This is a genomic window from Pseudosulfitobacter pseudonitzschiae, from assembly GCF_900129395.1.
Classification (GTDB): domain Bacteria; phylum Pseudomonadota; class Alphaproteobacteria; order Rhodobacterales; family Rhodobacteraceae; genus Pseudosulfitobacter; species Pseudosulfitobacter pseudonitzschiae.
In genome coordinates this window covers 93,277-119,354 of the sequence record NZ_FQVP01000004.1, presented here as the reverse complement: position 1 = coordinate 119,354, position 26,078 = coordinate 93,277, and the positions used below count along the sequence as shown (strand labels likewise).

Annotated in this window: 24 protein-coding genes and 1 pseudogene; 14 read left to right on the top strand and 11 right to left on the bottom strand. The window is 60.9% G+C overall.

Features of this window, described 5'->3' with window-relative positions; translation table 11 throughout:
- Positions 1 to 34 precede the first annotated feature (34 nt).
- Genes grxC through BUC08_RS12390 form a run of 3 tightly spaced genes read left to right on the top strand, consistent with a single transcriptional unit; the run spans position 35 to position 1,579 of the window.
- Entirely contained in the window at positions 35 to 292 is a 258-nt protein-coding gene (grxC, locus tag BUC08_RS12400) for a glutaredoxin 3 (RefSeq protein WP_037922499.1), read from the top strand.
- Positions 292 to 1,122: a carbon-nitrogen hydrolase family protein gene (locus tag BUC08_RS12395; RefSeq protein ID WP_037922495.1), complete on the top strand. Its 831-nt coding sequence runs from the start codon at positions 292 to 294 to the stop codon at positions 1,120 to 1,122. Before grxC ends, BUC08_RS12395 begins: the two co-directional genes overlap by 1 nt.
- A 13-nt stretch (positions 1,123 to 1,135) precedes the next feature.
- Positions 1,136 to 1,579 (top strand): MarR family winged helix-turn-helix transcriptional regulator, encoded by a 444-nt coding sequence (locus tag BUC08_RS12390; RefSeq protein ID WP_037922493.1) that lies wholly within the window; start codon positions 1,136 to 1,138, stop codon positions 1,577 to 1,579.
- On the opposite strand, the gene ubiG is transcribed toward BUC08_RS12390, so the two are convergent.
- Complete coding sequence (gene ubiG, locus BUC08_RS12385) at positions 1,576 to 2,322, bottom strand: bifunctional 2-polyprenyl-6-hydroxyphenol methylase/3-demethylubiquinol 3-O-methyltransferase UbiG (RefSeq protein WP_037922490.1); 747 nt, start codon at positions 2,320 to 2,322, stop codon at positions 1,576 to 1,578. The genes BUC08_RS12390 and ubiG overlap by 4 nt on opposite strands.
- A gap of 49 nt (positions 2,323 to 2,371) precedes the next feature.
- On the opposite strand from ubiG, the gene pip reads away from it, so the two are divergent.
- From pip to infB, 7 genes and pseudogenes are all read left to right on the top strand, one after another.
- The gene (pip, locus tag BUC08_RS12380; RefSeq protein WP_037922487.1) at positions 2,372 to 3,355 is read left to right on the top strand and encodes a prolyl aminopeptidase; all 984 of its coding nucleotides are present in this window, start codon (positions 2,372 to 2,374) and stop codon (positions 3,353 to 3,355) included.
- Positions 3,352 to 4,200 (top strand): ABC transporter substrate-binding protein, encoded by an 849-nt coding sequence (locus BUC08_RS12375; RefSeq protein ID WP_037922485.1) that lies wholly within the window; start codon positions 3,352 to 3,354, stop codon positions 4,198 to 4,200. Before pip ends, BUC08_RS12375 begins: the two co-directional genes overlap by 4 nt.
- Positions 4,201 to 4,249: 49 nt before the next feature.
- The gene (locus BUC08_RS12370; RefSeq protein WP_156024883.1) at positions 4,250 to 5,014 is read left to right on the top strand and encodes an NYN domain-containing protein; all 765 of its coding nucleotides are present in this window, start codon (positions 4,250 to 4,252) and stop codon (positions 5,012 to 5,014) included.
- A gap of 191 nt (positions 5,015 to 5,205) precedes the next feature.
- Entirely contained in the window at positions 5,206 to 5,742 is a 537-nt protein-coding gene (rimP, locus tag BUC08_RS12365; protein ID WP_051539419.1) for a ribosome maturation factor RimP, read from the top strand.
- Positions 5,742 to 7,364, top strand: coding sequence for a transcription termination factor NusA (gene nusA, locus BUC08_RS12360; RefSeq protein ID WP_037922480.1), 1,623 nt, complete (start codon positions 5,742 to 5,744; stop codon positions 7,362 to 7,364). Before rimP ends, nusA begins: the two co-directional genes overlap by 1 nt.
- 21 nt (positions 7,365 to 7,385) lie before the next feature.
- Positions 7,386 to 8,008, top strand: a pseudogene (locus tag BUC08_RS12355) (RNA-binding protein).
- Positions 8,009 to 8,017: 9 nt separating this feature from the next.
- A complete protein-coding gene (gene infB, locus BUC08_RS12350) occupies positions 8,018 to 10,510 on the top strand; it encodes a translation initiation factor IF-2 (protein ID WP_037922476.1) in 2,493 nt (830 codons plus the stop codon).
- 72 nt (positions 10,511 to 10,582) lie between these two features.
- Here infB and BUC08_RS25115 read toward each other — a convergent pair whose 3' ends face one another.
- The 4 genes from BUC08_RS25115 to BUC08_RS12335 all read right to left on the bottom strand — a co-directional run bounded on the left by BUC08_RS25115 (position 10,583) and on the right by BUC08_RS12335 (position 13,325).
- On the bottom strand, positions 10,583 to 10,717 hold the full coding sequence (locus tag BUC08_RS25115; protein WP_263480960.1) for a hypothetical protein: 135 nt from the start codon (positions 10,715 to 10,717) through the stop codon (positions 10,583 to 10,585).
- 127 nt (positions 10,718 to 10,844) lie between these two features.
- Positions 10,845 to 11,243 carry a (deoxy)nucleoside triphosphate pyrophosphohydrolase gene (locus tag BUC08_RS12345; RefSeq protein ID WP_037922473.1) on the bottom strand — a complete coding sequence of 133 codons (399 nt, stop codon included), beginning with the start codon at positions 11,241 to 11,243 and terminating at the stop codon, positions 10,845 to 10,847.
- 1 nt (position 11,244) lies between these two features.
- Positions 11,245 to 12,471, bottom strand: coding sequence for a bifunctional glutamate N-acetyltransferase/amino-acid acetyltransferase ArgJ (gene argJ, locus BUC08_RS12340; protein WP_037922470.1), 1,227 nt, complete (start codon positions 12,469 to 12,471; stop codon positions 11,245 to 11,247).
- Between the two features lie 2 nt (positions 12,472 to 12,473).
- Positions 12,474 to 13,325, bottom strand: a complete 852-nt coding sequence (locus BUC08_RS12335; protein ID WP_037922468.1) for a peptidylprolyl isomerase — start codon at positions 13,323 to 13,325, stop codon at positions 12,474 to 12,476.
- A gap of 195 nt (positions 13,326 to 13,520) precedes the next feature.
- Between BUC08_RS12335 and secA the strand changes: the two genes are divergently transcribed.
- The 3 genes from secA to BUC08_RS12320 all read left to right on the top strand — a co-directional run bounded on the left by secA (position 13,521) and on the right by BUC08_RS12320 (position 18,921).
- A complete protein-coding gene (gene secA / locus BUC08_RS12330; protein ID WP_037922466.1) occupies positions 13,521 to 16,229 on the top strand; it encodes a preprotein translocase subunit SecA in 2,709 nt (902 codons plus the stop codon).
- 118 nt (positions 16,230 to 16,347) lie between these two features.
- Positions 16,348 to 17,340 carry a hypothetical protein gene (locus BUC08_RS12325; protein ID WP_037922464.1) on the top strand — a complete coding sequence of 331 codons (993 nt, stop codon included), beginning with the start codon at positions 16,348 to 16,350 and terminating at the stop codon, positions 17,338 to 17,340.
- Between the two features lie 21 nt (positions 17,341 to 17,361).
- Entirely contained in the window at positions 17,362 to 18,921 is a 1,560-nt protein-coding gene (locus tag BUC08_RS12320) for a substrate-binding domain-containing protein (protein ID WP_037922462.1), read from the top strand.
- A 33-nt stretch (positions 18,922 to 18,954) separates the two neighbouring features.
- Here the strand turns inward: BUC08_RS12320 and radC are convergent, their stop codons facing one another.
- The 4 genes from radC to dnaK form a co-directional block, all read right to left on the bottom strand.
- The gene (gene radC, locus BUC08_RS12315) at positions 18,955 to 19,704 is read right to left on the bottom strand and encodes a RadC family protein (RefSeq protein WP_037922460.1); all 750 of its coding nucleotides are present in this window, start codon (positions 19,702 to 19,704) and stop codon (positions 18,955 to 18,957) included.
- 43 nt (positions 19,705 to 19,747) lie between these two features.
- Positions 19,748 to 20,557, bottom strand: coding sequence for a methyltransferase domain-containing protein (locus BUC08_RS12310; RefSeq protein ID WP_051693970.1), 810 nt, complete (start codon positions 20,555 to 20,557; stop codon positions 19,748 to 19,750).
- 88 nt (positions 20,558 to 20,645) lie between these two features.
- The gene (gene dnaJ, locus BUC08_RS12305) at positions 20,646 to 21,797 is read right to left on the bottom strand and encodes a molecular chaperone DnaJ (protein WP_037922458.1); all 1,152 of its coding nucleotides are present in this window, start codon (positions 21,795 to 21,797) and stop codon (positions 20,646 to 20,648) included.
- A gap of 77 nt (positions 21,798 to 21,874) precedes the next feature.
- Positions 21,875 to 23,785, bottom strand: coding sequence for a molecular chaperone DnaK (gene dnaK, locus BUC08_RS12300; RefSeq protein ID WP_037922456.1), 1,911 nt, complete (start codon positions 23,783 to 23,785; stop codon positions 21,875 to 21,877).
- Positions 23,786 to 23,973: 188 nt separating this feature from the next.
- On the opposite strand from dnaK, the gene BUC08_RS12295 reads away from it, so the two are divergent.
- On the top strand, positions 23,974 to 24,576 hold the full coding sequence (locus tag BUC08_RS12295) for an alpha-ketoglutarate-dependent dioxygenase AlkB family protein (RefSeq protein ID WP_037922454.1): 603 nt from the start codon (positions 23,974 to 23,976) through the stop codon (positions 24,574 to 24,576).
- Here the strand turns inward: BUC08_RS12295 and BUC08_RS12290 are convergent.
- A complete protein-coding gene (locus BUC08_RS12290; RefSeq protein WP_051693968.1) occupies positions 24,573 to 25,175 on the bottom strand; it encodes a COG3650 family protein in 603 nt (200 codons plus the stop codon). The genes BUC08_RS12295 and BUC08_RS12290 overlap by 4 nt on opposite strands.
- A complete protein-coding gene (locus BUC08_RS12285; RefSeq protein WP_037922452.1) occupies positions 25,172 to 25,996 on the bottom strand; it encodes an ABC transporter permease in 825 nt (274 codons plus the stop codon). The genes BUC08_RS12290 and BUC08_RS12285 overlap by 4 nt, the downstream gene beginning before the upstream one ends.
- Positions 25,997 to 26,078 lie beyond the last annotated feature (82 nt).

Sequence of the window (26,078 nt, the reverse complement as noted above, 5' to 3'; positions counted from 1 at the left end):
TATTGGGCAAACGCCCCATATCGAGGATGCTGCTATGAAACCCGTTGAAATCTACACCACGCCGATTTGCGGCTTTTGCCACCGCGCCAAACAGTTGCTGAACCAGAAAGGCGTGGATTTTGTCGAGTTTGACGTCATGTCGAACCCCGAGCGCAAGGCCGAGATGATCCAGCGTGCCAATGGCAGCCGCACGGTGCCGCAGATCTTTGTCGGCAACGATCACGTGGGTGGCTGCGACGACCTGTATGCATTGGAGCGTCAGGGCAAACTGGACGCGCTGCTGGCTGCCTGATGAAGGCCGCGCTGCTGCAATTGAACGTCGGGGACGATCCGGCGGCCAATCTGGTTCAGACCTCAGCCTTGTTGGGGGCCGCGGTGGATGCGGGGGCGCAGTTCGTCTTGTCCCCCGAGGTGACGAACTGCATCTCGACCCGCCGGGACCGCCAGCAAGAGGTCTTGCAGGACGAGGCATCGGACATCACGCTGGCCGGACTGCGGGCGCAGGCGGCGGCGCGTGGTATCTGGCTGTTGATCGGATCGCTTGCGGTCAAGACGGATGATGCCGACGGGCGCTTTGCCAACCGGCAGTTCCTGATCGGGCCGGATGGTGACATTCGCGCACGTTACGACAAGATCCATATGTTCGACGTACAGATCGGCGAGGGTGAGACCTATCGCGAATCTGCCGGTTACCGGCCCGGCACCCGTGCTGTGGTCGCTGATATGCCAGGTTTTCGGCTGGGTATGGCCACCTGCTATGACATGCGCTTTGGTCATCTGTCGCGTGCCTTGGTGCAGGCGGGCGCGCAGGTTCTGGTCTATCCGTCGGCGTTTTCGCCTGTCACGGGGGCCGCGCATTGGCACAGCTTGTTGCGGGCGCGTGCAATCGAAAGCGGGGCGTGGGTTCTGGCCCCGGCCCAGACCGGCACGCACCCCGCGACGTCGGGTTCACAGCGCAGCACTTATGGCCATTCCCTTGTGGTTGACCCGTGGGGCGATGTAGTAGTGGATGCAGGAGCGGAGCCGGGGTTTTCGGTGTTCGATCTGGACATTAGCAAGGTCACGGACGCCCGCCGCCGCATTCCGGCGCTGGAAAACGCCCGTGAATTCGACGGACCATGAACCAAATGAACGCATGACCCAGGACAAGGACGCATTGGCCATCGCTCTGTTCAGCGAGGTTTTGGCAGCCGACCAGACGGTGCGCAACCGGCTGGGGCGTGTGCTGCCCAAGGGCATGGAAATTTCGCATTTTTCGGTGTTGAACAATCTGGCGTGGCATCACGGCGAGCGCACGCCTGCACAACTGGCCGAGACATTCAACGTGACGCGTGGTGCCATGACCAACACCCTGCGCAAGCTGCAATGGCAGGGATATGTGCACATCCGCCCCGATTGGGACGACGCGCGGCGCAAGCTGGTGGCGATCAGCCCCGCAGGCGCGCAGGCCCGCGATGCGGCTGTGTCGGCCATCGCCCCGTTGTTCCGTGACCTGGTCGAGAAGGTCGGTGAAGAACAGGTGCGCGCCGCGATTCCGACGCTGCGCGAGTTGCGCAGCCAGTTGGCGGACAAGGCTTAACGCGGTTTCACGCTGGCCGTGACATAGTTCACGCTCAGATCCCGGTCGGACAGGCGCCAGCTCCAGGTCAGCGGGTTGAACACAAACCCCTGTCGGTCCACAGGCTCTAATCCGGCGCGTTTCAGCAGGTCAAACAACTCGTCCGGCGTGATGAACTTGGACCATTCATGGGTGCCCTTGGGCAGCCAGCGCATGATGTGTTCGGCCCCGATGATCGCCATCGCAAAGGATTTGGGATTGCGGTTCAGCGTCGAGCAGATGTGCAGCCCGCCCGGCTTCAGCAGTTCGCGGCAGGCGGTCAGATAGGCCAGCGGGTCCGACACGTGTTCGACCACTTCCATGTTCAGCACCGCGTCGAACTGTTCTCCTGCGGCGGCCATGTCTTCGGCGGTGGTGTGGCGATAGTCGATCTCCAGCCCCGATTGCTGCGCGTGGACCTGCGCCACGGGAATGTTGCCCGCCGCCGCGTCGGCCCCAACAACATCTGCCCCCAGCCGGGCCATCGGTTCGGCCAGCAGCCCACCGCCACAGCCGATGTCCAGGATGCGGAGGCCCGCAAAGGCATCGGGCGCGTTCAGGTCGCGGTCGAACTCGGTGGCGATCTGGGTGGTGATATAGTCCAGACGGCAGGGGTTCAGCATGTGCAGCGGCTTGAATTTGCCCGTCGGGTCCCACCATTCGGCGGCCATCGCTTCGAATTTGGCGACTTCTGCGGGGTCTACGGTGCCGTGATGCGCTTGCATTCTGCTCTCCATATGCTCAATTGTTCCTTGCACCCTATATAGGACGGTCATGGACAAGTACCCGGATCAAAAACGCGCAGTGCAATATCTTTACCCGCCGGTTGATCCGTTCGACCAGCGGATGATGGATGTGGGCGACGGGCACAAGATTTATGTCGAACAGTGCGGCAATCCGTCTGGGATTCCTGTCGTGGTGCTGCACGGTGGCCCCGGTGGCGGATGCAGCCCCGCGATGCGGCGGTATTTCGATCCTGCGGTGTTTCGCGTGGTGTTGTTTGACCAGCGTGGCTGTGGGCGGTCGCGCCCCCATGCGGTGATCGAGAACAACACGACATGGCATCTGGTCCGCGATATCGAGATGATCCGCGAGGCGCTGGGCATCGACGCATGGATTGCCTTTGGCGGAAGCTGGGGGGCGACGCTGGCGCTGATCTATGCCCAGACCCATCCTGACCGCGTGCGCGAACTGGTGTTGCGCGGTGTGTTCACCATGACCAAGGCCGAGATCGACTGGTTCTATGGTGGCGGCGCGGGCAAGTTCTGGCCCGAGGTCTGGGCGCGCTTTGTCGGGCTGATCCCCGAGGACGAGCGCGACGATCTGGTGGCCGCCTATCACAAGCGTTTGTTCAGCGGCGACCGGTTGGAAGAGACCAAATACGGCCGCGCCTGGGCATCGTGGGAAAACGCGCTGGCGTCGATCCACAGCAACGGCATGGGCGGCGAAGCGCCGGGTGAATATGCGCGGGCATTCTCGCGGCTTGAGAATCACTATTTCATCAACGGCGGGTTTCTGGAGTTCGACGGGCAGATTCTGGCGAACATGGACCGGATTGCCGATATTCCGGGGACGGTGGTGCAGGGTCGTTATGACATGATCTGCCCGCCTGACAGCGCTTATGCCATTGTGCAACGCTGGCCGCGCAGCACGTTGAAGATGGTGCGCAACGCAGGTCACGCTCTGTCTGAACCGGGGATCAGTTCGGAACTGGTCCGGACGATGGACCGGATCGCCATGACGGAGCAGCGGCGATGAAACGGATGGACCGTCGTGCCTTGTTTGCCTCGGGTGCTGCTGCTGCCTTGCTGGCGGCGACAGGCGTACAGGCGCAGATCGCGCCGCGTTCGGGCGGTCGGTTGCGCGCGGCGCTGTCCGGTGCGTCGCGGGATGATGCATGGGACAGGGCGCCGAACGGGCTGTTCATGATGGCCGCGCATCACACCGTGTTCGAGGCGCTGACCGAAGTGGCCGCCGACGGCAGCCTGCGCGGCGCGCTGGCGACAGGCTGGCAGGGATCTCAGGGCGGTCGCGCTTGGGCCTTTGACCTGCGGTCGGGTGTGCGGTTCCATGATGGCACGCCGTTGCGGGCACAGGATGTGGTGGCCAGCCTGGCCGATCAGGTTGACGGCACGGTGCGGGCCGAAGGCGCTGCGCGCGTTGTTGTGCACCTGAACTACGCGCAGGCCGATCTGCCCTATGTGCTGTCCGGCGCGTTGATCCGTCCGGCTGACCCTGACGCGCGGGCGCAGGGTGTGGGCACCGGCCTGTACCGCGTTCAGAAATTCGATGCAGGCCGCCAGTTTATCGGGGTTCGGATCGGTGATCATTACAAGAACGACCGCGCGGGCTGGTTCGATACGGTCGAGTTCGTGTCGATCCCCGCGCAAGAGGTCCGCGCCGAGGCATTGCGCGCCGGTCTGGTGGATGCCGCCGACGTGACCAGCCGCGATGCGCTGCCCGATGACCGCGCGTTCATGCACCTGCCCGACGCCGCACGCTGCCAGCAGATCGTGCACCGGGACATCGGGGTTCCGGCGGAAATTGGCACACGTCACGCGCTGGATGATCTGCGTATGGCGGAACGGTGGTGGCGGGTTTAATTACGATTTTTTGATAATTTAGCTTGACTCTGGACAAGTCAGTGTTGACTTGCGCGAATCGCAGGGTTATATTCAGGTTATACCGGCCAATGGCAAGTCTGTTGGTTCAAGGGTCGCATCGGTGAAAGCCATGCGGCCCTTGCTGTTTTGTTTGAGTGGTTCTAGCGTTCAAATGATGCGCGCAAGAGTTTATATCGACGGCTTCAATTTCTATTATAGGCGTCTCCAGAGCAGTAATACCAAGTGGACCAATCTCAAGTCTCTCGCTGAGCTTTTGTTGTTGGATGGGGATCACATTGATAAGATTAGATACTTTACAGCGGATGTAAGTCCCCGAGCTGGTGATTTAGAAGCGCCAATAAGGCAGGCGACATATTTCCGAGCCCTGAAGACCATTCCCGAACTTGAAATACATAAAGGATCTTTTCTTACCAAGAAGATTAAGAGGCCCTTGGTTGAAGACCCTGAGAGATACGTTCTTGTCAGGGATACCGAAGAAAAAGGCTCAGACGTTAATCTTGCGTCTCATCTTCTGATGGATGCATTTTGCGATACTTTTGATGTTGCCTTAATTTTTTCTCAAGATACAGATTTGTTGGAACCACTCAGAATGGTTTCCCAAGAATTGAACAAGCGTATTGTCATGGCTTGGTATGCTGACCCACAAGCAGGTAGACGGCATCGTGAGTATGCGACGGCCATCAGGCACGTGTCCGACGCAATGCTCAGAAAATCTCAATTTCCTGATCCTGTGATCGGTCAAGGTGGCACAAAGATCTATCGGCCAAACTCTTGGTCATCAGGAGGGGACTAGTAGAAGCTTGCGCTTCGGGCAGCTTCGGCGTATATGCCCCTTAACAGCGGCGCGCTGGGGTCCAAACCCGACGCTCCACCGAGAAAGAGCAACGGGCCGCGCGCCCGTTTTTTTGTGTCTGCTAGAATCTGCTTGGAAATAATCACGTGCCTGTAAATGACCTGATTGCCAAAGCCGCCATCGACCGCCGCATGGCCGAGATCATCACTCCGGTGATCGAGGATCTGGGGTTCGAGCTGGTGCGCGTCCGCCTGATGAGCGGCAAGGAATCGATCCTTCAGATCATGGCCGAACGTCCCGAAGGCGGGATCGAGGTGGATGATCTGGCCGAAATCTCGACCGCCGTCAGCGCCACGCTGGACGTCGAAGATCCGATTCTGGATGCCTATACGCTGGAAGTGTCCAGCCCCGGCATCGACCGCCCGCTGACCCGTCTTAAGGACTTTGCGACCTTCGAGGGTTACGAGGCGAAGTTGGAAACCGACGAGCTGATCGACGGCCGTCGCCGGTTCAAGGGCGAGCTGGCCGGTGTCGAGGATGACGAGGTGTTGATCAACATCGAAGAGGGCACGATCGGCCTGAAATTCGAATGGCTCAGCGATGCCAAACTGGTGCTGACCGACGACCTGATCAAAGAGATGCTGCGCCAGCGCAAACAGGCCGGTGTTCTGAACGAAGACGCATTTGACGATATTGAGACCGAAGGGTCCGATGAGGAGAAAGACTGATGGCAATTACATCTGCAAACCAGCTTGAGCTGCTGCAAACCGCCGAGGCCGTTGCGCGCGAAAAGATGATCGACCCCGGTCTGGTGATCGAGGCGATGGAAGAGAGCCTCGCCCGTGCCGCCAAGAGCCGCTATGGCGCCGAGATGGACATTCGTGTCTCCATCGACCGCAAGACTGGCCGCGCCACCTTTACCCGCGTGCGCACCGTGGTTGCCGAGGACGAGCTGGAAAACTATCAGGCTGAATTCACCGTTGAGCAGGCCAAGCAGTATATGGCCGACCCCAAGATCGGTGACACCTTTGTCGAAGAAGTGCCGCCCGTGGAAATGGGCCGGATTGCTGCGCAGTCGGCCAAGCAGGTGATCCTGCAGAAGGTCCGCGAAGCCGAGCGTGATCGCCAGTACGAAGAATTCAAGGACCGCGCAGGCACGATCATCAACGGTCTGGTCAAACGCGAGGAATACGGCAACGTCATCGTCGATGTGGGTGCAGGCGAAGCGATCTTGCGCCGCAACGAGAAGATCGGCCGCGAAAGCTATCGTCCCAACGACCGTATCCGCGTCTATATCAAGGACGTGCGCCGCGAGCAGCGCGGGCCGCAGATCTTCCTGTCGCGCACAGCGCCCGAGTTCATGGCCGAGCTGTTCAAGATGGAAGTGCCCGAAATCTATGACGGCATCATCGAGATCAAGGCTGTGGCCCGTGATCCCGGATCGCGCGCCAAGATTGCCGTGATCAGCTATGACAACTCGATCGACCCCGTCGGCGCCTGCGTCGGTATGCGCGGCAGCCGGGTTCAGGCCGTCGTGAACGAGCTTCAGGGCGAAAAGATCGACATTATCCCGTGGAACGACGACCAGCCCACGTTCCTGGTGAACGCGCTGCAACCGGCCGAAGTGACCAAGGTTGTTCTGGACGAAGAAGCCGGCAAGATCGAAGTTGTCGTGCCCGAAGAACAACTGTCGCTGGCCATCGGCCGTCGTGGCCAGAACGTGCGTCTGGCGTCGCAGCTGACCGGTCTGGACATCGACATCATGACCGAAGCCGAAGAATCGGCGCGTCGTCAGGCGGAATTCGAAGTGCGCACCAAGCTTTTCATGGACAACCTGGACCTGGACGAATTCTTTGCCCAGCTTCTGGTTGCCGAAGGATTCACCAGCCTGGAAGAAGTCGCCTATGTCGAGCAGGATGAACTGCTGGTCATCGACGGTGTCGATTCCGACACGGCCAAGGAGCTGCAGGCCCGTGCGCAGGATGTGCTGGCCGAGCAGAACAAGGCAGCCCTTGAAGCCGCGCGCGCGCTGGGTGTCGAGGACAGCCTGGTTGAATTCGAAGGCCTGACACCCCAAATGATCGAGGCACTGGCAAAGGACGATGTCAAAACGCTGGAAGACTTTGCCACCTGCGCTGACTGGGAACTGGCCGGGGGCTGGACCACGGTCAACGGCGAGCGTGTCAAGGACGACGGCGTGCTGGAGCCCTTCGACATCAGCCTGGAAGAAGCGCAGACCATGATCATGACCGCGCGCGTTCTGCTGGGTTGGGTCGATCCGACCGAGCTGGAAGCCGACGAAGATCTGGACGACGAGGACGGCGCAGAGTCGGAGGAGGCCGAGGCCTGATCGGGGCCTCGGAGGACGCTGATGGCACGCGGTGGCGCCACCAAAGACCGTGAAGACGGTCCGGAACGCAAGTGCATTGCCACGGGCGAGGTCCAACCTAAATATGGGTTGGTCCGGTTCGTGGTTGGCCCGGACACGCAGATTGTCCCCGATATTGCGGGAAAACTGCCGGGTCGGGGCATTTATGTCGCGGCGGACCGGGATGCGATACAAAAGGCCGTGACCAAAAAGCTGTTTTCGCGTGGTGCGAAAATGCAGGTCACGGTGCAAGAAGACCTTGTGGACGAGGTGGAACGTCAGTTGGCGCGCCGTGTCGTCGACCTGATCGCGCTGTCGCGCAAGTCCGGCCGGGCGGTTGCGGGCTATGAAAAGGTGAAAACCTGGCTTCAGACCGAAGAGGCCGAAGTGTTGATCCAGGCTGTGGATGGATCGGCGCGCGGCAAGACGAAATTGAGCACTCCGCACTACGGCAGCTACATCGGCTGGCTAAGCGCGGATGAATTGGGTTTGGCTTTCGGACGTCAAACTGTGATACATGGGGCGCTCGCCTCTGGTGGACTCACGCAACGTGTTGTAGAGGAAGCCCGAAGGCTGAAGGGTTTGCGCCCAAACGCATAGATGGCAGGGGCCATCTGGAAGGATAGACGAGCTAGATGAGCGATACAGACGGTAAAAAGACATTGGGCCTGCGCGGTGGCGCGCGTCCGGGGAATGTGAAACAAAGTTTCAGCCACGGGCGGACCAAGAACGTCGTCGTCGAAACCAAGCGCAAGCGCGTTGTGGTGCCCAAGACAGGTGCGGCCAAGGGTGGCACCAGCAACCCGTCGCTGGGCGATCCGGCGAAGCGTCCCGCAGGGATTACCGATGCGGAAATGGAACGCCGCCTGAAGGCGGTTCAGGCCGCCCGGTCGCGCGAGGTCGAAGAGGCCGCCGCACGCGAAGCGGAAGAAAAAGCACGCGCCGAAGAGCGTGAGCGTCGCCGCGCCGAGCAGGAAGCCAAAGAGCAGGAAGAACGCGAGCGCGAGGAAAGCCTCAAGGCGAAGGCCGAAGAGGAAGAGCGCAAGGCACGCGAAGCCGCTGCCGCCGCCGCTCAGGCCGCTGCTGCGCCGGCGCCCACAGACGTGGATCAGCCGCAACGCGCCGCTCCGTCGCGCGCCGCACCTCAGCAGGATGCGAACGCTGCCCGCAAGAAAGACCGCGACGCCGACCAGCGCACGGCCCGCAACAAGGGTGCCGACGATGGCCGCCGCTCGGGCAAGCTGACGCTGAACCAGGCTCTGTCCGGTGGCGAAGGTGGCCGTCAGCGGTCCATGGCTGCGATGAAGCGCAAGCAAGAGCGTGCACGTCAAAAAGCGATGGGTGGTTCGGTCGAGCGTGAAAAGGTCACGCGCACCGTCAACCTGCCCGAGGCCATTGTCGTATCCGAGCTGGCCAACCGTATGGCCGAGCGTGTGGGCGATGTTGTCAAATCGCTGATGCAAATGGGTATGATGGTCACACAGAACCAGACCATCGACGCCGATACAGCCGAGCTGATCATCGAAGAATTCGGCCACACCGTGAACCGCGTGTCCGACGCCGACGTTGAACAGGTGATCAACGAGGTCGAGGACAAGCCCGAAGATCTGGAAGCGCGGCCTCCGGTCATCACGATCATGGGTCACGTTGACCACGGCAAGACATCGTTGCTGGACGCGATCCGCAACGCCAAGGTTGTCGCGGGCGAGGCCGGCGGCATCACCCAGCACATCGGTGCCTATCAGGTGACGACCGACAGCGGTCAGCTTTTGACCTTCCTCGACACTCCGGGCCACGCCGCGTTTACGTCGATGCGGTCGCGCGGTGCGCAAGTGACGGACATTGTTGTTCTGGTGGTTGCGGCGGATGACGCCGTGATGCCGCAGACGGTCGAGGCGATCAACCACGCCAAGGCCGCCAAGGTTCCGATGATCGTCGCGATCAACAAGATCGACAAACCGGGTGCCAACCCTGACAAAGTGCGCACCGATCTGTTGCAGCACGAAGTTATCGTCGAAAAAATGTCGGGCGAAGTGCAGGACGTCGAAGTGTCGGCCATCAAAGGCGAAGGCCTGGACGATCTGCTGGAGGCCATTGCGCTGCAATCCGAACTGCTGGAACTGAAAGCCAACCCCAATCGCGCCGCCCAGGGTGCCGTGATCGAGGCACAGCTGGACGTGGGCCGCGGCCCCGTGGCCACGGTTCTGATCCAGAACGGCACATTGCGTCAGGGCGACATCTTTGTTGTGGGCGAGCAGTACGGCAAGGTCCGTGCGCTGATCAACGACAAGGGCGAGCGTATCAAGGAAGCCGGTCCTTCGGTTCCGGTCGAAGTTCTGGGCCTGAACGGCACACCCGAAGCGGGCGACGTTCTGAACGTGACATCGACCGAGGCGCAGGCGCGCGAAATTGCGGAATACCGCGAAAAAGCCGCCAAGGACAAACGCGCCGCCGCCGGTGCCGCCACGACGCTGGAACAGCTGATGGCGAATGCCAAGGAAAACGAAAACGTCAGCGAATTGCCAATCCTGGTGAAAGCGGACGTTCAGGGTTCTGCGGAAGCGATCGTTCAGGCGATGGAGAAAATCGGCAACGACGAAGTGCGCGTGCGCGTGCTGCACTCGGGTGTTGGTGCCATCACCGAAACCGACGTGGGTCTGGCCGAAGCATCGGGCGCGCCCATTATGGGCTTTAACGTTCGTGCCAACGCATCGGCGCGCAACACCGCCAACCAGAAGGGCGTCGAGATCCGCTATTATTCGGTGATCTACGACCTGGTGGACGACGTGAAAGCCGCTGCATCGGGCCTGCTGAGCAACGAGATCAAGGAAAACTTCATTGGCTATGCCAACATCAAGGAAGTGTTCAAGGTCACGGGTGTGGGCAAGGTCGCGGGCTGTCTGGTCACCGAAGGCGTCGCACGCCGCAGCGCCGGTGTGCGTCTGCTGCGCGACAACGTCGTGATCCACGAAGGCACGCTGAAAACGCTGAAACGCTTCAAGGACGAAGTGTCGGATGTCCAGTCGGGTCAGGAATGCGGTATGGCGTTCGAGAACTATGATGACATTCGCGAAGGCGACGTGATCGAGATTTTCGAGCGCGAAGAGGTGACACGTACTTTGGCGTGATCCACCTGTTCAGATTGAAAAAAGGGGCGGCTCGAAAGAGCCGCCCCTTTTTCTTTTCCGTGAGTTGAAAGTTCAGGCGGCGGCGTTGACCGGCGCACCCGAATAGATCCGTCCATCGACAGTCACGCTCATGCGGCCATCCGGAAGCATCCGCACAAACTTGCCCTGAACAAAGACGCAACTGCCCAACAAGATAGTTTTCAGCACGTTTTTCTCTCCCCCGATGAGTACGTAGCCCTATTTAGAGGCATAACTCTTGATAAGTCACAAAAAAATTACCAAAGATAAAAGAAAAGGGTGATTTTTTCGAAAACCTGAACAATCAGGTCCGGCGTCACAGCCAATCGCGCAAAATCGGGATCAATGGCACATCTGCGGCAGGCATGGGATAGGTCTTCAGGTCATTGGGCCTGACCCATTTCAACGCCTGATTTTCCTTGGACATCGGTGTTCCGCCCCACTTGCGGCAGGCAAACAGCGGCATCAGCAGGTGGAAATCGTCATAGCTGTGGCTGGCAAAGGTCAGCGGGGCCAGACAGCTTTGCCATGTTTCGATGCCCAACTCTTCGTGCAATTCGCGGATCAAGGCCGCCTCGGGCGTTTCGCCCGGTTCGACCTTGCCGCCGGGAAACTCCCACAGTCCTGCCATCGACTTGCCCTCGGGACGCTGTGCCAAGAGCACGCGCCCGTCCACGTCGATCAAGGCGACAGCAGAGACCAGGACAACTTTCATCTTACGAACGGTAATCGGCGTTGATGTCGATATAGGCGTGGGTCAAATCGCAGGTCCATACGGTGGCCGCAGCCTCGCCCAGTCCCAGATCAACGGTGATGTTGATCTCGTCACCCTTCATATGTGCGGCGGCGTCTGCTTCGGAATACTGTGGGCTGACCCAACCGTTTTCCGCCACGATCACGTCGCCAAAGCGGATGCTCAGCAGATCGCGGTCCGCCGGCGCGCCGGATTTGCCGATGGCCATCACGACACGACCCCAGTTGGGGTCTTGTCCGGCGATTGCGGTTTTCACCAGCGGCGAATTGGCGATGGCCATGGCGTGTACCTTGGCGTTGGCGGCGGTGTCTGCACCCGACACGGTGATTTCGACAAACTTGGTTGCCCCTTCGCCATCCCGCACGACCTGAAAGGCAAGATTCTGCATCAGCCGGTGCACGGCATCAGCAAAGCTGGCGTCGCCCGTCACGTCCACGCCAGAGGCGCCAGTGGCGGCCATCAGAACGCTGTCCGAGGTCGAAGTGTCGCTGTCCACGGTGATACAGTTGAAGGTCAGGTCCGCAGCGGTGGATACGATGGCTTGCAGGTTGTCCTGCGCGATGCGCGCATCGGTAAAGATATAGACCAGCATCGTCGCCATATCGGGCGCGATCATGCCGGACCCTTTGGCGATACCGGCGATTGTGATGGTTTCGCCGTTCACTTCGACGGTTTCCACGGCCCCTTTGGGGTAGGTGTCAGTTGTCATGATGGCACGGGCCGCCTCCGCGATGCCGTCATCGCGCAGGGCGTCGTTCAGCTCGCCCATTTTGGCCACCACACGGTCGTGCGGCAGGGGTTCGCCGATGACACCTGTGGACGAGGTAAAGACACGCGCCGAGGGCACACCACAGTTGATCGACACCGCCTCGACGATTTCGTGGACGGATTCAGCCCCCTTTTTGCCCGTAAAGGCGTTGGCGTTGCCCGAGTTCACAAGAAAGGCAGCGCCGCCCGCCGGGTCACCGCCCAGTTTCTCCTGGCAATCCAGAACCGGTGCCGCACGGGTCGACGAACGTGTGAACACGCCCGCGATGGCCGTGCCCGGCACCATTTTGGCCAGCATCACATCGGTGCGCCCGGCATAGCGGACGCCTGCGGCGATGGTGGCAAAAGTCACACCGTCCACCACCGGCAGATCGGGAAAGCGTTCGGGCGCCAGCGGCGAGAGTGCGATTTTGCCAGCCATGATTATTCGCCCAGTTTGAGGGTGCTGAGCACCGAGGGGTCCATGCCTTCGGCGCCGTCGCGGTTCACGTCGGCATCTGCCACCAGCGCGTCAACGGCGGCGGTCACGGCTTCGGAGCGCACTTGCTGCTCAAGCTCGGCACGCACATCTTCCAGCGCGGGGGCTTCGGCGTTGCGCACTTCGTTCAGTTTGATCACGTGCCAGCCGAACTGGGTCTGGACGGGCTCAGAGATGTCGCCGGCCTTCATTGCCGCGACGGCAGTTTCAAATTCGGGGACCATGGCACCGGGGCCGAACCAACCCAGCGAACCGCCACCGGGGCCGGAGGGGCCGGTGGATTTTTCGCGTGCTGTGGCTGCGAAGTCCGCGCCGCCGTTCAACTCTTCGATGATGGCTTTGGCTTCATCCTCGGTTTCGACCAGGATGTGGCTGGCGTTGAATTCCTGTGTGGGTTCAGCGTTGGCATAGGTTGCGTCATAGGCAGCCTGAATCGCCTCTTCCGAAACCGCTGTGGCCAGGATTTTCTCGATGGCTTCACCGGCGATCAGCGAACGGCGCTCGTTTTCCATCGACAATTCAACGCGCTTGGGCAGATCGCCCTCATAGCTTTTCTCCAGCGCGGTTTGCTGGATCAACTGGTCGAGAATGCCGGGGAACAGCACTTCGTCGGGCAGTTGCTGGTATTGCTGGGGCAGGGTCGCCTTGGCGACCAGCATGTGGCCCAGGGTGATTTCGGTTCCGTCAACGGTGGCAACGACGGTGGACAGGTCGGGCGTTTCATCCTGCGCGTACAGCGGCTGGGACAAAGTCAGGGCGACCGCGACTGCGGGCAGAATCGATAGGCGTTTCAACATGGATTGGTCCTGTTCAGTTGTTGCCGCGTGTTTTGCGGCCCCTCGTGGCCGGACGCGACATTGACACGGTTTCATGTGACCCTTACATCGCCCTATGGGCGCGGCCAGGATCGGCTTGACCCTGTATCTATGGGCTGCACGTGGCGCCGACAAGCAGATGCTGCGCAACCTGACACAAGATCGGCTGGAGAACGCATGCTCGGTATCGGAACACTCGCCAAAAAGGTCTTTGGGACCCCCAATGACCGTCTGGTCAAATCGGTGCGACCGCTGGTCGAGAAGATCAACGCGCTGGAGCCTGAATTCGAGGCGCTGAGCGACGCAGGCCTGAAAGACAAGACCGAAGAATTCGCCAAGCGCGCCCTGCAAGGCGAAAGCCTGGACGATCTTCTGCCCGAAGCCTTTGCCAACTGCCGCGAAGCCGCCCGCCGTGCGTTGGGCCTGCGGGCGTTCGACACCCAGTTGATGGGTGCGATTTTCATGCACCGGGGCAATATTGCCGAACAAAAGACGGGTGAGGGCAAGACCCTGACCGCCACATTCGCCGCCTATCTCAATGCCCTGACCGGCAAGGGCGTGCACGTTGTGACCGTCAACGAATACCTGGCGAAACGCGACGCCGAGTGGATGGGCAAGGTCTTTGCCCACCTCGGTCTGACCAGCGGCTGTGCCTACAGCGGCATGGGCGAGGACAAAAAGCGCGCGGCCTATGCCAGTGACGTGACCTATGCCACCAACAACGAGCTTGGGTTCGACTATCTGCGCGACAATATGAAGAGCGAACTGGGCCAGATGGTCCAGCGCGGTCACAATTTCGCGATTGTAGACGAAGTCGACAGTATTCTGATCGACGAGGCGCGTACGCCCCTGATCATCTCTGGCCCGCTGGACGACCGGTCCGAGCTGTACCAGACCATTGATGCGGTGATTCCGCTGCTGGACGAAAGCCACTATTCCGTTGACGAGAAAACCCGCAACGTGTCCTTCACCGAGGAAGGCAACGAATTCCTGGAACAGCAACTGCTGGCGCGGGGTCTGATCGAAGAGGGTATGACCCTTTACGATCCCGAAAGCACCTCGATTGTGCACCACGTCAACCAGGGCCTGCGGGCGCATAAGCTGTTCCAGAAGGACAAGGATTATATCGTCCGCAACGACGAAGTCGTGCTGATCGACGAATTCACCGGCCGTATGATGGCCGGCCGTCGCCTGTCCGAAGGTCTGCACCAGGCCATCGAGGCCAAGGAAGGCGTCAATATCCAGCCCGAGAACGTGACGCTGGCCAGCGTGACCTTTCAGAACTATTTCCGCCTGTACGACAAGCTGGCAGGCATGACCGGTACGGCGTTGACCGAAGCCGAGGAATTCAACGAAATCTACGGTCTGGGTGTGGTCGAAGTGCCCACCAACCGACCTATCGCGCGTGTCGACGAAGATGACCGCGTCTATCGCACCGCCACCGAAAAATACGCGGCGATGATCGAAGAGATCAAAGAGGCGCATGAAAAGGGCCAGCCGGTTCTGGTCGGCACCACGTCGATTGAAAAATCCGAGATGTTCAGCGCGATCCTGACCGAAAAGGGCATTCCGCATAACGTCCTGAACGCGCGCCAGCACGAGCAGGAAGCGCAGATTATCGCGGACGCGGGCAAATTTGGCGCGGTGACCATCGCCACCAACATGGCCGGACGCGGCACCGACATTCAGCTGGGCGGCAACGTCGATCTGAAAGTGCTTGAGGCGCTGACCGCCGACCCGGATGCCGATCCCGAAGCCATCCGCGCGCGGATCGAAGCCGAGCACGAAGAAGAGAAACAAAAGGTTCTGGCGGCTGGCGGCCTGTTCGTTCTGGCGTCCGAGCGCCACGAAAGCCGTCGGATCGACAACCAGCTGCGTGGCCGTTCGGGCCGTCAGGGTGACCCCGGTCGCACGTCGTTCTACCTGTCGCTCGAAGATGACCTGATGCGCATTTTCGGCTCGGACCGGTTGGACAAGGTTCTAAAAACCCTAGGCATGGAAGAGGGCGAGGCGATCATCCACCCGTGGGTGAACAAATCGCTGGAACGCGCGCAAGCCAAGGTCGAAGGCCGCAACTTTGACATGCGCAAGCAGTTGCTGAAGTTCGATGACGTGATGAACGACCAGCGTAAGGTTGTGTTCAGCCAGCGCCGCGACATCATGGAAGCCGAAGACCTGTCCGAGATTACCTCGGACATGCGTGAACAGGTGATCGATGACCTGATCGACCAATACATGCCCCAGGGCTCCTACGCCGATCAGTGGAACACCGAAGGGCTTTATGCCGCCGTGATGGAAAACCTTGGCGTGGACGTGCCTGTGATGGCATGGGCCGAAGAGGACGGCGTGGACGACGAGCAAATCCGCGAACGTCTGATCGAGGCCACCGACAAGCTGATGGCGCAAAAGGCCGAAGTGTTCGGCCCCGAGAACATGCGCATGATCGAAAAGCAGATCCTGTTGCAGGCCATCGACGGCAAATGGCGCGAACATCTTCTGACGCTGGATCATCTGCGGTCGGTCGTGGGGTTCCGCGGCTATGCACAGCGTGATCCGCTGAACGAATACAAGAACGAAGCGTTCCAGTTGTTCGAAGTGATGCTGGATTCGCTGCGTGAAGACGTGACCCAGAAGCTGGCGCAAATCCGTCCCATGACAGAAGAAGAGCGTACAGAGATGCTGGAACAGGCCGCGGCCCAACAAGCGCAGTTGCAGCAGGCTGCCAAAGATTCGCGGGATGCGCAAACGCCTGCGCCGAGCGCCGAAGCCGTTGCGACGGGGTTTGACGAAAACGATCCGACCACATGGGGCAACCCGGGCCGGAACGAACCTTGCCCCTGCGGGTCTGGCAAGAAATTCAAGCACTGCCACGGCACGCTGACCTGACAGGCTTTGTCGCGCGGCGCGACACAATCGCGCCGCATTGCCTCCAATTAGGGCCATAACTTGGCCGGCTTTATTTGCGATTGTTGATTCTGACCCAATTTTACGAGGGCAAGGATCAATGGCGTATTACAAAGAGATTGCGACGGCTGCCGGCACGCTTGTGTGCGCGGTGGGCATTGGATTTATCATGCAAAGCAGTGACACCGCCGAAAGCCGTTATGGCGCGGACACTGCGGTTGGATCGCAATCTGCGGCACAGGCTCCGGCGGCTGCGGCGGATACATCCGCGTTGGATGGTCCGGTGCTGGATGTGCATGACATCGTGCTGACCTCGGCGCTGGAGGATGCACCGGGCATGCGCGATACGGTTGTCGCCCTGGCGCCTGCCGATACGCTTGTCACGCCGGACACCACCGATGTGGCCCCCGGCCAGTCCTGCACCGTGAACGCAACCGCCAAGCCCTCGGGCCTTGGGCTGGTGGATCTGACCGTCACGGCGCCCTGTTTTGCCAACGAACGTCTGACCGTGCATCACAGCGGCATGAGATTTACCGAAACAACAGACGCCACCGGAGCTTTGGACCTGTCCATGCCCGTTCTGGCGGACCCTGCGGTGATTGTCGTGGCCTTTGCCAACGGTGACGGGGCCGTGGCGCAAACTGCCGTGCCCAGCCTGGGCGACTTTGACCGTGTGGTGCTGCAATGGAAGGGCGATGCGGGTTTTCAGATCCACGCCCGTGAATTCGGCGCGGACTATGGGACCGAAGGCGACATCTGGGCCGAATCGCCCGGCGATCCGGTGCAGGCGATCAGCGGTGAAGGCGGTTTCCTGGTGCGGCTGGGGGACCCGTCGGCGTCGGAGGCAATGGTCGCGGATATCTACACCTATCCGTCGGGTGCATCGCGTCACGCCGGTGTGGTCGATCTGAGTGCCGAGGTCGAGGTGAGCCTGTTCAACTGCGGTCTGGAGATCGAGGCACAGTCGCTGGAACTGCGCGATTCCGAGATTATGACCCGCAATCTGAACATGACCGTGCCGGGTTGTGACACCATCGGAAGCTTTCTGGTATTGAACAATCTGATCCAAGACCTGACAGTCGCGCAAAAGTAATTCGCGACACGGGGTTTCATCATGGTTTTGAAACGTGCGGCGGCCCTCGCCGCACTTTTCCTTTTTGGTTTTGTGGCACCGGTGGCGGCGCAGGATGTCACGCTGACATCACGCGACGGCGCAATCGAGCTGAGCGGGATGCTGCTGGGCTTTGACGGCGAGTTCTACAGGCTGGAAACCGAATTTGGCGAACTGACCGTCGACAGCTCTGGCGTGCTGTGCGAGGGGCCAGCGTGTCCGAACCTTCAGGATTACGTGGCCGAACTGTCCGTGTCCGGCTCTACCACAATGGGTGCGGTGCTGATGCCTGCGCTGGTCGAGGGGTTTGCGCAACGCGCGGGCTATGACGCGGTGCGCGAGCCTGTGGACGACACCCGCTTTCGCTATCTTCTGACCAACACCGAGACGGGCAAGCTGGCGGCGCGGTTCCATTTTCGCGTGACCACCACCGACGAAGGGTTTGCCGACCTGCTGGCCAACGAGGCCGACATCGTCATGGCCCTGCGCGAGATACGGCCCGGCGAACGGCAGCGCGCCCGCGAGGCGGGGATGGGCGACATGACAGGCCTGCACCGCAGCCGCGTGCTGGCGCTGGATGCGGTCGTGCCGGTGGTGGCGCCGGGCAATCCGGTGCGCAGCATATCGCCGCTGGATCTGGCGCGGGTGTTTTCGGGCCAAGTGACCAACTGGCAGGATCTGGGCGGCGTCGATGCGCCGATTTCTCTGCACCTGCCGCAGGCCGCGACGGGCCTGAGCCAAGCGGTGGCCGATCAGGTGATGAAACCGGTGCGGCTTGAGATCACAGACAATGTCGTGCGGCATCCGCTGGGCACTGCGCTGTCGGCGGCGGTGGCGGATGACCCTTTTGCCATAGGCATTGCCAGCTACGCCGAGGTGGGCAATGCGGTGCCGCTGGTGCTGACGGGGGCCTGTGGTTTTGCGCTTGAGGCCGGGCGGCGCACGATCAAGACCGAGGATTATCCGCTGACCGCGCCGATGTTCCTGTACCTGCCCGCGCGGCGTTTGCCGCAGATTGCGCGGGAGTTTCTGGCCTTTACCCGCAGCCCGACCGCCCAGGTGGTGATCCGTCGCGCCGGTTTTGTCGACCAGTCCCCCGAAGAGGTGCCGATCGACATGCAGGGCAACCGTTTTGCCAACGCGATCAGCACCGCAGGCCCCGAGGTTCCGCTGGAAGAACTGCAGCGCATGGTGCGCACGTTGGACGGCATGTCGCGGCTGACCACGTCGTTCCGGTTCGAGGCCGGGTCGATCCGGCTGGACGCGCAATCGCGCAGCAACGTACAACAACTGGCCCGCGCGATGGAGGTCGGCACCTATGACGCGCGGCGTATCCTGTTCGTGGGGTTCAGCGATGGCGACGGGCCGTCAGCGGCCAACCGCAACATCGCCCTGCGCCGCGCGGACGCTGTGCGCAAGGCCATTACCGAGGCGGCCCAGTCCGAGGACACCAAACGTGTGACATTGGACGTGGACGCCTTTGGCGAGGCGCTGCCGATGGCCTGTGACGACAGCGCGTGGGGCAGGCAGGCCAATCGCCGGGTCGAGGTCTGGGTGCGTTAACGCGCTTTTGAGTAGTGCTCTAGGGTTGGAGCTCTAAAGATACCCCTCTGATTTAAAGCTGAGCTCGCTTGATTTGCCGACGATCAGATGGTCGTGCAGTGACAGGCCCAAAGCGATGCAGGCTGCCTCGATCTGTTGGGTCATGGATATGTCCGAGGGGCTGGGGGTTGGATCGCCTGACGGGTGGTTGTGCACCAGAATCAGCGCCGAGGCGTTCAGTTCCAGCGCCCGCTTGGCGACCTCTCGTGGATAGACAGGCACATGGTCCACTGTGCCCTTGGCCTGTTCCTCATCCGCGATCAGCATGTTTTTGCGGTCCAGATACAACACGCGGAATTGCTCGGTCTCGCGGTGGGCCATCGTGGTGTGACAGTAATCCACCAGCGCGTCCCAGCTGGAAATGGCGTTCCGGTTCAGAACCTTCGCGCGGGCCATGCGGTGTGCTGCGGCCTCTATGATCTTCAACTCGACGATCACGGCGTCGCCTACGCCCTTGACCTTGCGCAGGCGGGATTCGGAGGCGGTGATGACGCGGTTAAAGTCGCCAAAGGTCTCTAGCAGATCATAAGCTAGCGGTTTTACGTCGCGGCGCGGAATGGCACGGAACAGGACCAGTTCCAGCATTTCGTAATCGGGTATCGCCTGCGCCCCGCCGGCCATGAACCGCGCCCGCAGCCGCGCGCGATGGTCGGCGATATAGGACGGACGCTGCCCCTCCGGCAGGGGCGCGGGCGTTGCTTCGTCAAAGTCGAAGGGCAGGGGTTGTTCGGCGAAACTGGACATGGCGACAGCTTGCCGCGTCCTTGGTTACCACGCGGTTAACGTGTCACGCAGGTCGCTGCCCCGAAACCACGATACTGGGCATCGGCATGTGAAATTCGTCGCCCACGCGAAACGCCTGTGCGCGTTCGTCAATTTCGGCGCGCACGGTGGCCTGCACCTGATTCGACTGCCGTTGCATGATCAGTGGAATGCGCACGCCGAACTGCATGAAGAAATCATAAAAGCTTTCGGCGCCTGTGCGCAGCACGTTGGGCACGTGGACAGTGGCGGTGTCGGTGAAACCTGCATCCTCCAGCACCGATTTCGCATGGTCGGGCTGTGACAGATCAAAAGCATTCGGCGCGGGGCTGGCCAGTGTCATGTCAGCGTGGGCCGAGATCACGTCATAGATCAGCTTGTAGCATTCGGACCGGTCCGGCCCGCACCACTGGCTGAACGCGAACCGCCCGCCGGGGCGCAGCACGCGAAACGCCTCGGCAATGGATTTGCGCGGGTCGGTCACGTGAAATAGCACGATATTGGCCGCCACGATGTCAAAGCTGTGGTCAGGGAAATCCAGCGCCTCGATGTCGCCTGTCTTGAACTCGCTTCCGGGATAGCGGGTGTGCGCGGCGTCGATCATCGCGGGGGCGTTGTCCACGCCCACACAGGACGCGCCCAGGGCCATCGCAGCCCCGGCGGCGTAACCGGGGCCACATCCCGCATCCAGCATTCGTGCGCCGGGGTACAGGCGCACAGCGGCCAGCAGGGTGGGGATGGTCTGAACCGTGGCAAGCGCCGTTGCCTTGCCATAGCCGCCCGCACGCTGCGACCAGCCGTTGATTTCGTCCTGACGGAATTCGGAATAGTCCATTTGCACGCCCCCAAGCTTTGGGCGGGTATAACACGCCCCACCAAAAGTGCGAGGGGCGCGCGGCGGGGTATCGCCCGCCGCGCTGGTCTTAGCCTTTCATCGAATCCCAGAAGGATTTGACCGAGGAGAAAAAGCTGCTGGATTCGGGGTTGTTCTCTTCCGAGAGGTCTTCGAATTCGCGCAACAGTTCCTTTTGGCGGCTGGTCAGGTTCACCGGCGTTTCCACCGCCAGTTCGATGAACATATCGCCGGGCCCGCCGCCGCGCAGGGCTGGCATGCCCTTGGCGCGCAGGCGCATCTGGCGGCCCGATTGCGACCCTGCGGGGATCTGCACGCGGCCACGGCCGCCGTCGATGGTCGGCACTTCGATGCTGCCACCCAGGGCGGCGGTGCCCATGCTGACCGGCACGCGGCAATACAGGTTGTTACCGTCGCGTTCGAAAAGCTTGTGTTCGGTCACCTCGATAAAGATGTAGAGGTCCCCGGTCGGCCCGCCGCGCATACCGGCCTCGCCTTCGCCGGCCAGACGGATGCGGGTGCCGGTTTCGACGCCTGCGGGGATGTTCACCGACAATGCGCGGTCTTTTTCCACGCGGCCGGCGCCTTGACAGGCGCTACAGGGATTCTTGATGATCTGACCCATGCCCGAGCAGGTCGGACAGGTGCGTTCCACGGTGAAAAAGCCCTGTTGCGCGCGGACCTTGCCCATGCCCGAGCACGTCGGACAGGTGGTGGGTTCGGCACCGTTTTCGGCACCCGATCCGTTGCAGACATTGCACGATACCGCAGTGGGCACGTTGATCGTCTTTTGCAGACCCGCATAGGCGTCTTCCAGAGACACCCGCAGGTTATAGCGCAGGTCCGAGCCGCGCGCGGCACGGCGCCCGCCACCGCGCTGTCCGCCCATGAAGTCGCCGAACAGGTCGTCGAACACGTCGGAAAAGGCCGATCCGAAATCGCCATGACCGCCGCCGCCAAAGCCACCGCCGGGGCGTCCGCCGCCGCCCATGCCACCTTCGAATGCGGCATGGCCATAGCGGTCATAGGCCGCCTTCTTGTCGGCGTCCTTGAGAACCTCATAGGCCTCGTTGGCCTCTTTGAACTGCGCTTCGGCTTTGGGATTGTCGGCGTTGCGGTCGGGGTGCAGTTCCTTGGCCTTGGTGCGATAGCCCTTTTTTATCTCATCCGCAGACGCGCCTTTTGCGACCCCAAGGACCTCGTAATAATCACGTTTTGCCATGTGTCATGTCCTTGTCTGGAACGTCGAGGGCCGGCCCGGAGATCGGACCGGCCCTCTGAGTGGTTCCGTGCGAATGCTTAAGCGCGCTTGTCGTCGTCGAGGTCTTCGAACTCGGCGTCAACGATGTCGTCATCGTCGCTGCGCGGTTCATCGGCGGCGTGCGGCGCATCTTCGCCTTCTTCCTGAGCAGCCTTGTAGATCGCTTCGCCCAGTTTCATGGCCGCTTCGGTCACGTTCTGAATGCCCGATTTGATCTTGTCGACGTTGTCGGTTTCCAGCTCGTCCTTCAACGCGGCGATGGCCAGTTCGATCGCTTCGACCGTGGTCGGGTCGACCTTGTCCGAATGCTCTTCCACCGATTTCTCGGTCGAATGGATCAGGCTTTCGGCCTGGTTTTTCGCTTCGATCAGGCTGCGGCGTTCCTTGTCCGCCTCGGCGTTCTCTTCGGCGTCCTTGACCATTTTTTCGATGTCCTCATCGGACAGACCGCCAGACGCCTGGATCGTGATCTTCTGCTCTTTGCCGGTGCCTTTGTCCAAAGCGCCGACCGACACGATGCCGTTGGCGTCGATGTCGAAGGTCACTTCGATCTGGGGCATACCGCGCGGAGCAGGCGGGATGTTTTCAAGGTTGAAGGCACCGAGGATCTTGTTGTCGGCAGCCATTTCACGCTCACCCTGGAACACCCGGATGGTCACGGCGTTCTGGTTGTCTTCGGCGGTCGAGAACACCTGCGACTTTTTCGTCGGGATCGTGGTGTTGCGGTCGATCAGGCGGGTGAACACGCCACCCAGCGTTTCGATGCCCAACGACAGCGGGGTCACGTCCAGCAGGACCACGTCCTTGACGTCGCCTTGCAGAACACCGGCCTGAATGGCAGCACCCAGCGCCACGACTTCGTCAGGGTTCACACCCTTGTGCGGCTCTTTGCCAAAGAACTTGGTCACTTCTTCGATGACGCGCGGCATACGGGTCATACCACCGACCAACACGACCTCGTCGATGTCGGATGCGGACAGGCCCGCGTCTTTCAACGCAGCGGCGCAGGGTTTCATCGACGCCTTGATCAGGTCGCTGACCAGCGATTCCAGCTTGGCACGGGTCAGTTTCATGACCATGTGCAGCGGCTGGCCGTTCGACCCCATCGAGATGAACGGCTGGTTGATCTCGGTTTGCGAGGACGAGGACAGTTCGATCTTGGCTTTCTCAGCTGCTTCTTTCAGACGCTGCAGCGCCATCTTGTCCTGTGTCAGGTCGACGTTGTGTTCTTTTTTGAACTCGCCCGCCAGGTAGTTGACGATGCGCATGTCAAAGTCTTCACCACCCAGGAAGGTGTCGCCGTTGGTCGATTTCACTTCGAACAGACCGTCGTCGATTTCCAGGATGGTCACGTCGAATGTACCACCGCCAAGGTCATAGACCGCGATGGTTTGCGTGTTCTCTTTGTCCAGACCATAGGCCAGCGCGGCGGCTGTCGGTTCGTTGATGATCCGCAGCACTTCCAGACCGGCGATTTTGCCCGCGTCCTTGGTGGCCTGACGCTGGGCGTCGTTGAAGTAGGCCGGAACGGTGATAACCGCCTGGGTCACTTCCTCGCCAAGATAGCTCTCGGCGGTTTCTTTCATCTTGCCCAGGATAAAGGCCGAGATTTGGCTGGGCGAATATTTCTCGCCTTTGGCCTGAACCCATGCGTCGCCGTTGCCGCCGTCGATGACGGTGAACGGCAGGTTCTTTTTGTCCTTGGCCAGATCCGGGTCGTCATTGCGACGACCGATCAGGCGCTTGACGCCAAAGATCGTGTTGTCGGGGTTGGTCACGGCCTGCCGTTTGGCGGGCTGGCCGACGAGACGCTCGTCGTCTGTGAACGCAACGATTGATGGTGTTGTACGCGCGCCTTCAGCGTTTTCGATTACGCGCGGTTGGCTGCCGTCCATGATGGCGATGCAGCTGTTTGTTGTTCCAAGGTCAATACCGATGACTTTAGCCATATTTTCGATCCCTTTTTCTACTCAAGGCGATGACACGAGGCAGGGCCCGTTTCGGCACCCAAGCCCCGAATGAAGTATCACGAAGCGGAGTGCCCCGTGCGGTTCGATGGGTATATAAGGAGCGTAAAAGCACGCTGCAACCGCTCTTGAGGCGGCATTAAGGCGAATTTTCACGGTTTGATGCGGATATGACGAAGTTGATCCTGCGGGATGTTGAAATTCACAAAGGTTTTCTGGATCGCACAGCACAGGGCGAACTGTTGGATGCTGTGCGCGGGGTGGTGGCCGCAGCGCCGTTGTTCCAGCCTGACACGCCATATGGCAAGCCGATGTCGGTGCGGATGAGTTCTGCTGGGCGCTATGGCTGGTTTTCCGACCGCAGCGGCTATCGCTATGCCGACCGGCACCCGTCGGGGGCGCCGTGGCCGCCGGTGCCGGAGGCGATTCTGGCGATCTGGGACCAGGTGACAGGGCTGGCGCGGCGGCCCGATTGCTGTCTGATCAACTATTACGGCGAAGGCGCGCGGATGGGTCTGCACCAGGATCGTGACGAGGCGGATTTTGCGTGGCCTGTCGTGTCGGTGTCGCTGGGCGATCCGGGTTTGTTTCGGGTCGGCAACCCGACGCGTGGCGGCAAGACCGAATCGGTCTGGCTGGAAAGTGGCGATGTGGTGGTTTTGGGCGGGCCTGCGCGGCTGGTCTATCACGGGGTCGACCGGATCAAGTTCGGCGCGGGGTCACTGCTGCCAAGAGGCGGGCGGATCAACCTGACGCTGCGGGTGGTGGATTAGGGCGACAGCGAACAGCATCCGGTCAGGTAACGGGCGCCATGCTCGTCCGTCAGCACCAGGCCGATGGACAGGCCATAGTTGCGATCCGACATGCCGTCGGAGCAGGCGCGGGCATCCACCGTGGCGATCATCTGGCCGCTGGGGCCGCGGCCCAGAATCGCAAGGCTGTTGGTGGTGTTTGGTGAACTCAACTCGGCTGTGGGCTGGTAGGGCTGCGGGCCGGTTTCGGGGGCGCGAAAGACATGGGTTGTGCCCAGGGACAGGTTCCAGAACGGCTCTGTCCCGCCGCATTTGGCGCGCAAGGGGCGGTCTGGCGCACCGCTGTGTTGCAGGAACCGGATTGCGGCCCAGCCTGCGTTTTCACCCACGTTGATCAGACCCCATTTTCCGTCGTCGGACAGGGCTATCACTTCGACGCCCGCTTCATCGTGCAGAAGCGTGCCGATGATGTCGCTTTGCGCATCGGGCTGTGCGCGCACATTCAGTACATCGTCGTCAGCCACGTCGATCACGTGGTAAAGCGCCGGAAAGTCAAAGGCCCAACCGGCCTGCGGCACCCAGCACAGCAGCGCCAGCGAAACAGCCAGTGCGCGTATCATCGCCGTGCGTTCCAGCTGAGCGATGCATGGCGGCGGGTGTAGAATTCGCCCATCAGACCCAGCATGATCAGCACGCCCCCCACGTAGATCGGGTAGGAGACCGACGAATGATGCGGCGCATAGTTGATAAAGGCAAAGCCACGCGCCTGGTCGATGCAGTGAAACAGCGGGTTCCAGTCGAACATCGCCAGCATGTAGCCGGGCAGCGTGTTGGCCACGAACATCTTGCCCGAGGCGATCATGTTGGCACGCTGATAGATGGTGGTGAAAATGTTCACGAAAGTCGGAAACCACGGTTTGATCGACAACAGCACCAGCCCCAGCGCAAGGCCGGTGAACCACGCCACCAGCAACATGCCAAAGGCCGCAATCGGGCGGTCGATCTCAAGCGGGACAAAGGCCACGTGATAGATGAACAGGATCATGAACAGGGACAGCACCTGAATATACAGCGTCCCCACCGCGGCAGAGGCAATCGCGATGATGGTGTTCATCGGCGCGTGCTGCATCATCGGGCTGGCGGGGCCTTCTGATCCCACGACCGCGCCCAGCGTCTTGGTGTGGGTCATGTACAGGAAGATGCCCGACATGATGTAGACCAGAAAATCCCCCCGCAACGCAGATCCGCGCAGACCGAGAATCGAGAACATCACGTAGAAGGCCAGCACGAATATCGCCGCTTGCAGCATGTTCATGGCGATGGCCATGAATGCGTTGTTGTGCGTTTTCCGAACGTTGCGCACCACCGAATGATAGACCAGTTCGGCGATCAGGATCGCGGTCCCGATGCCCGACTGCGGCTTGCGTGTTGATTGGAACATATGCGGTCGTGCCTCAGGTGGTGCGAAAGTCGCAGGGAAATCTTGCCGTTCCGTTACTGCGGCATCATAAGGTGAACCTGCA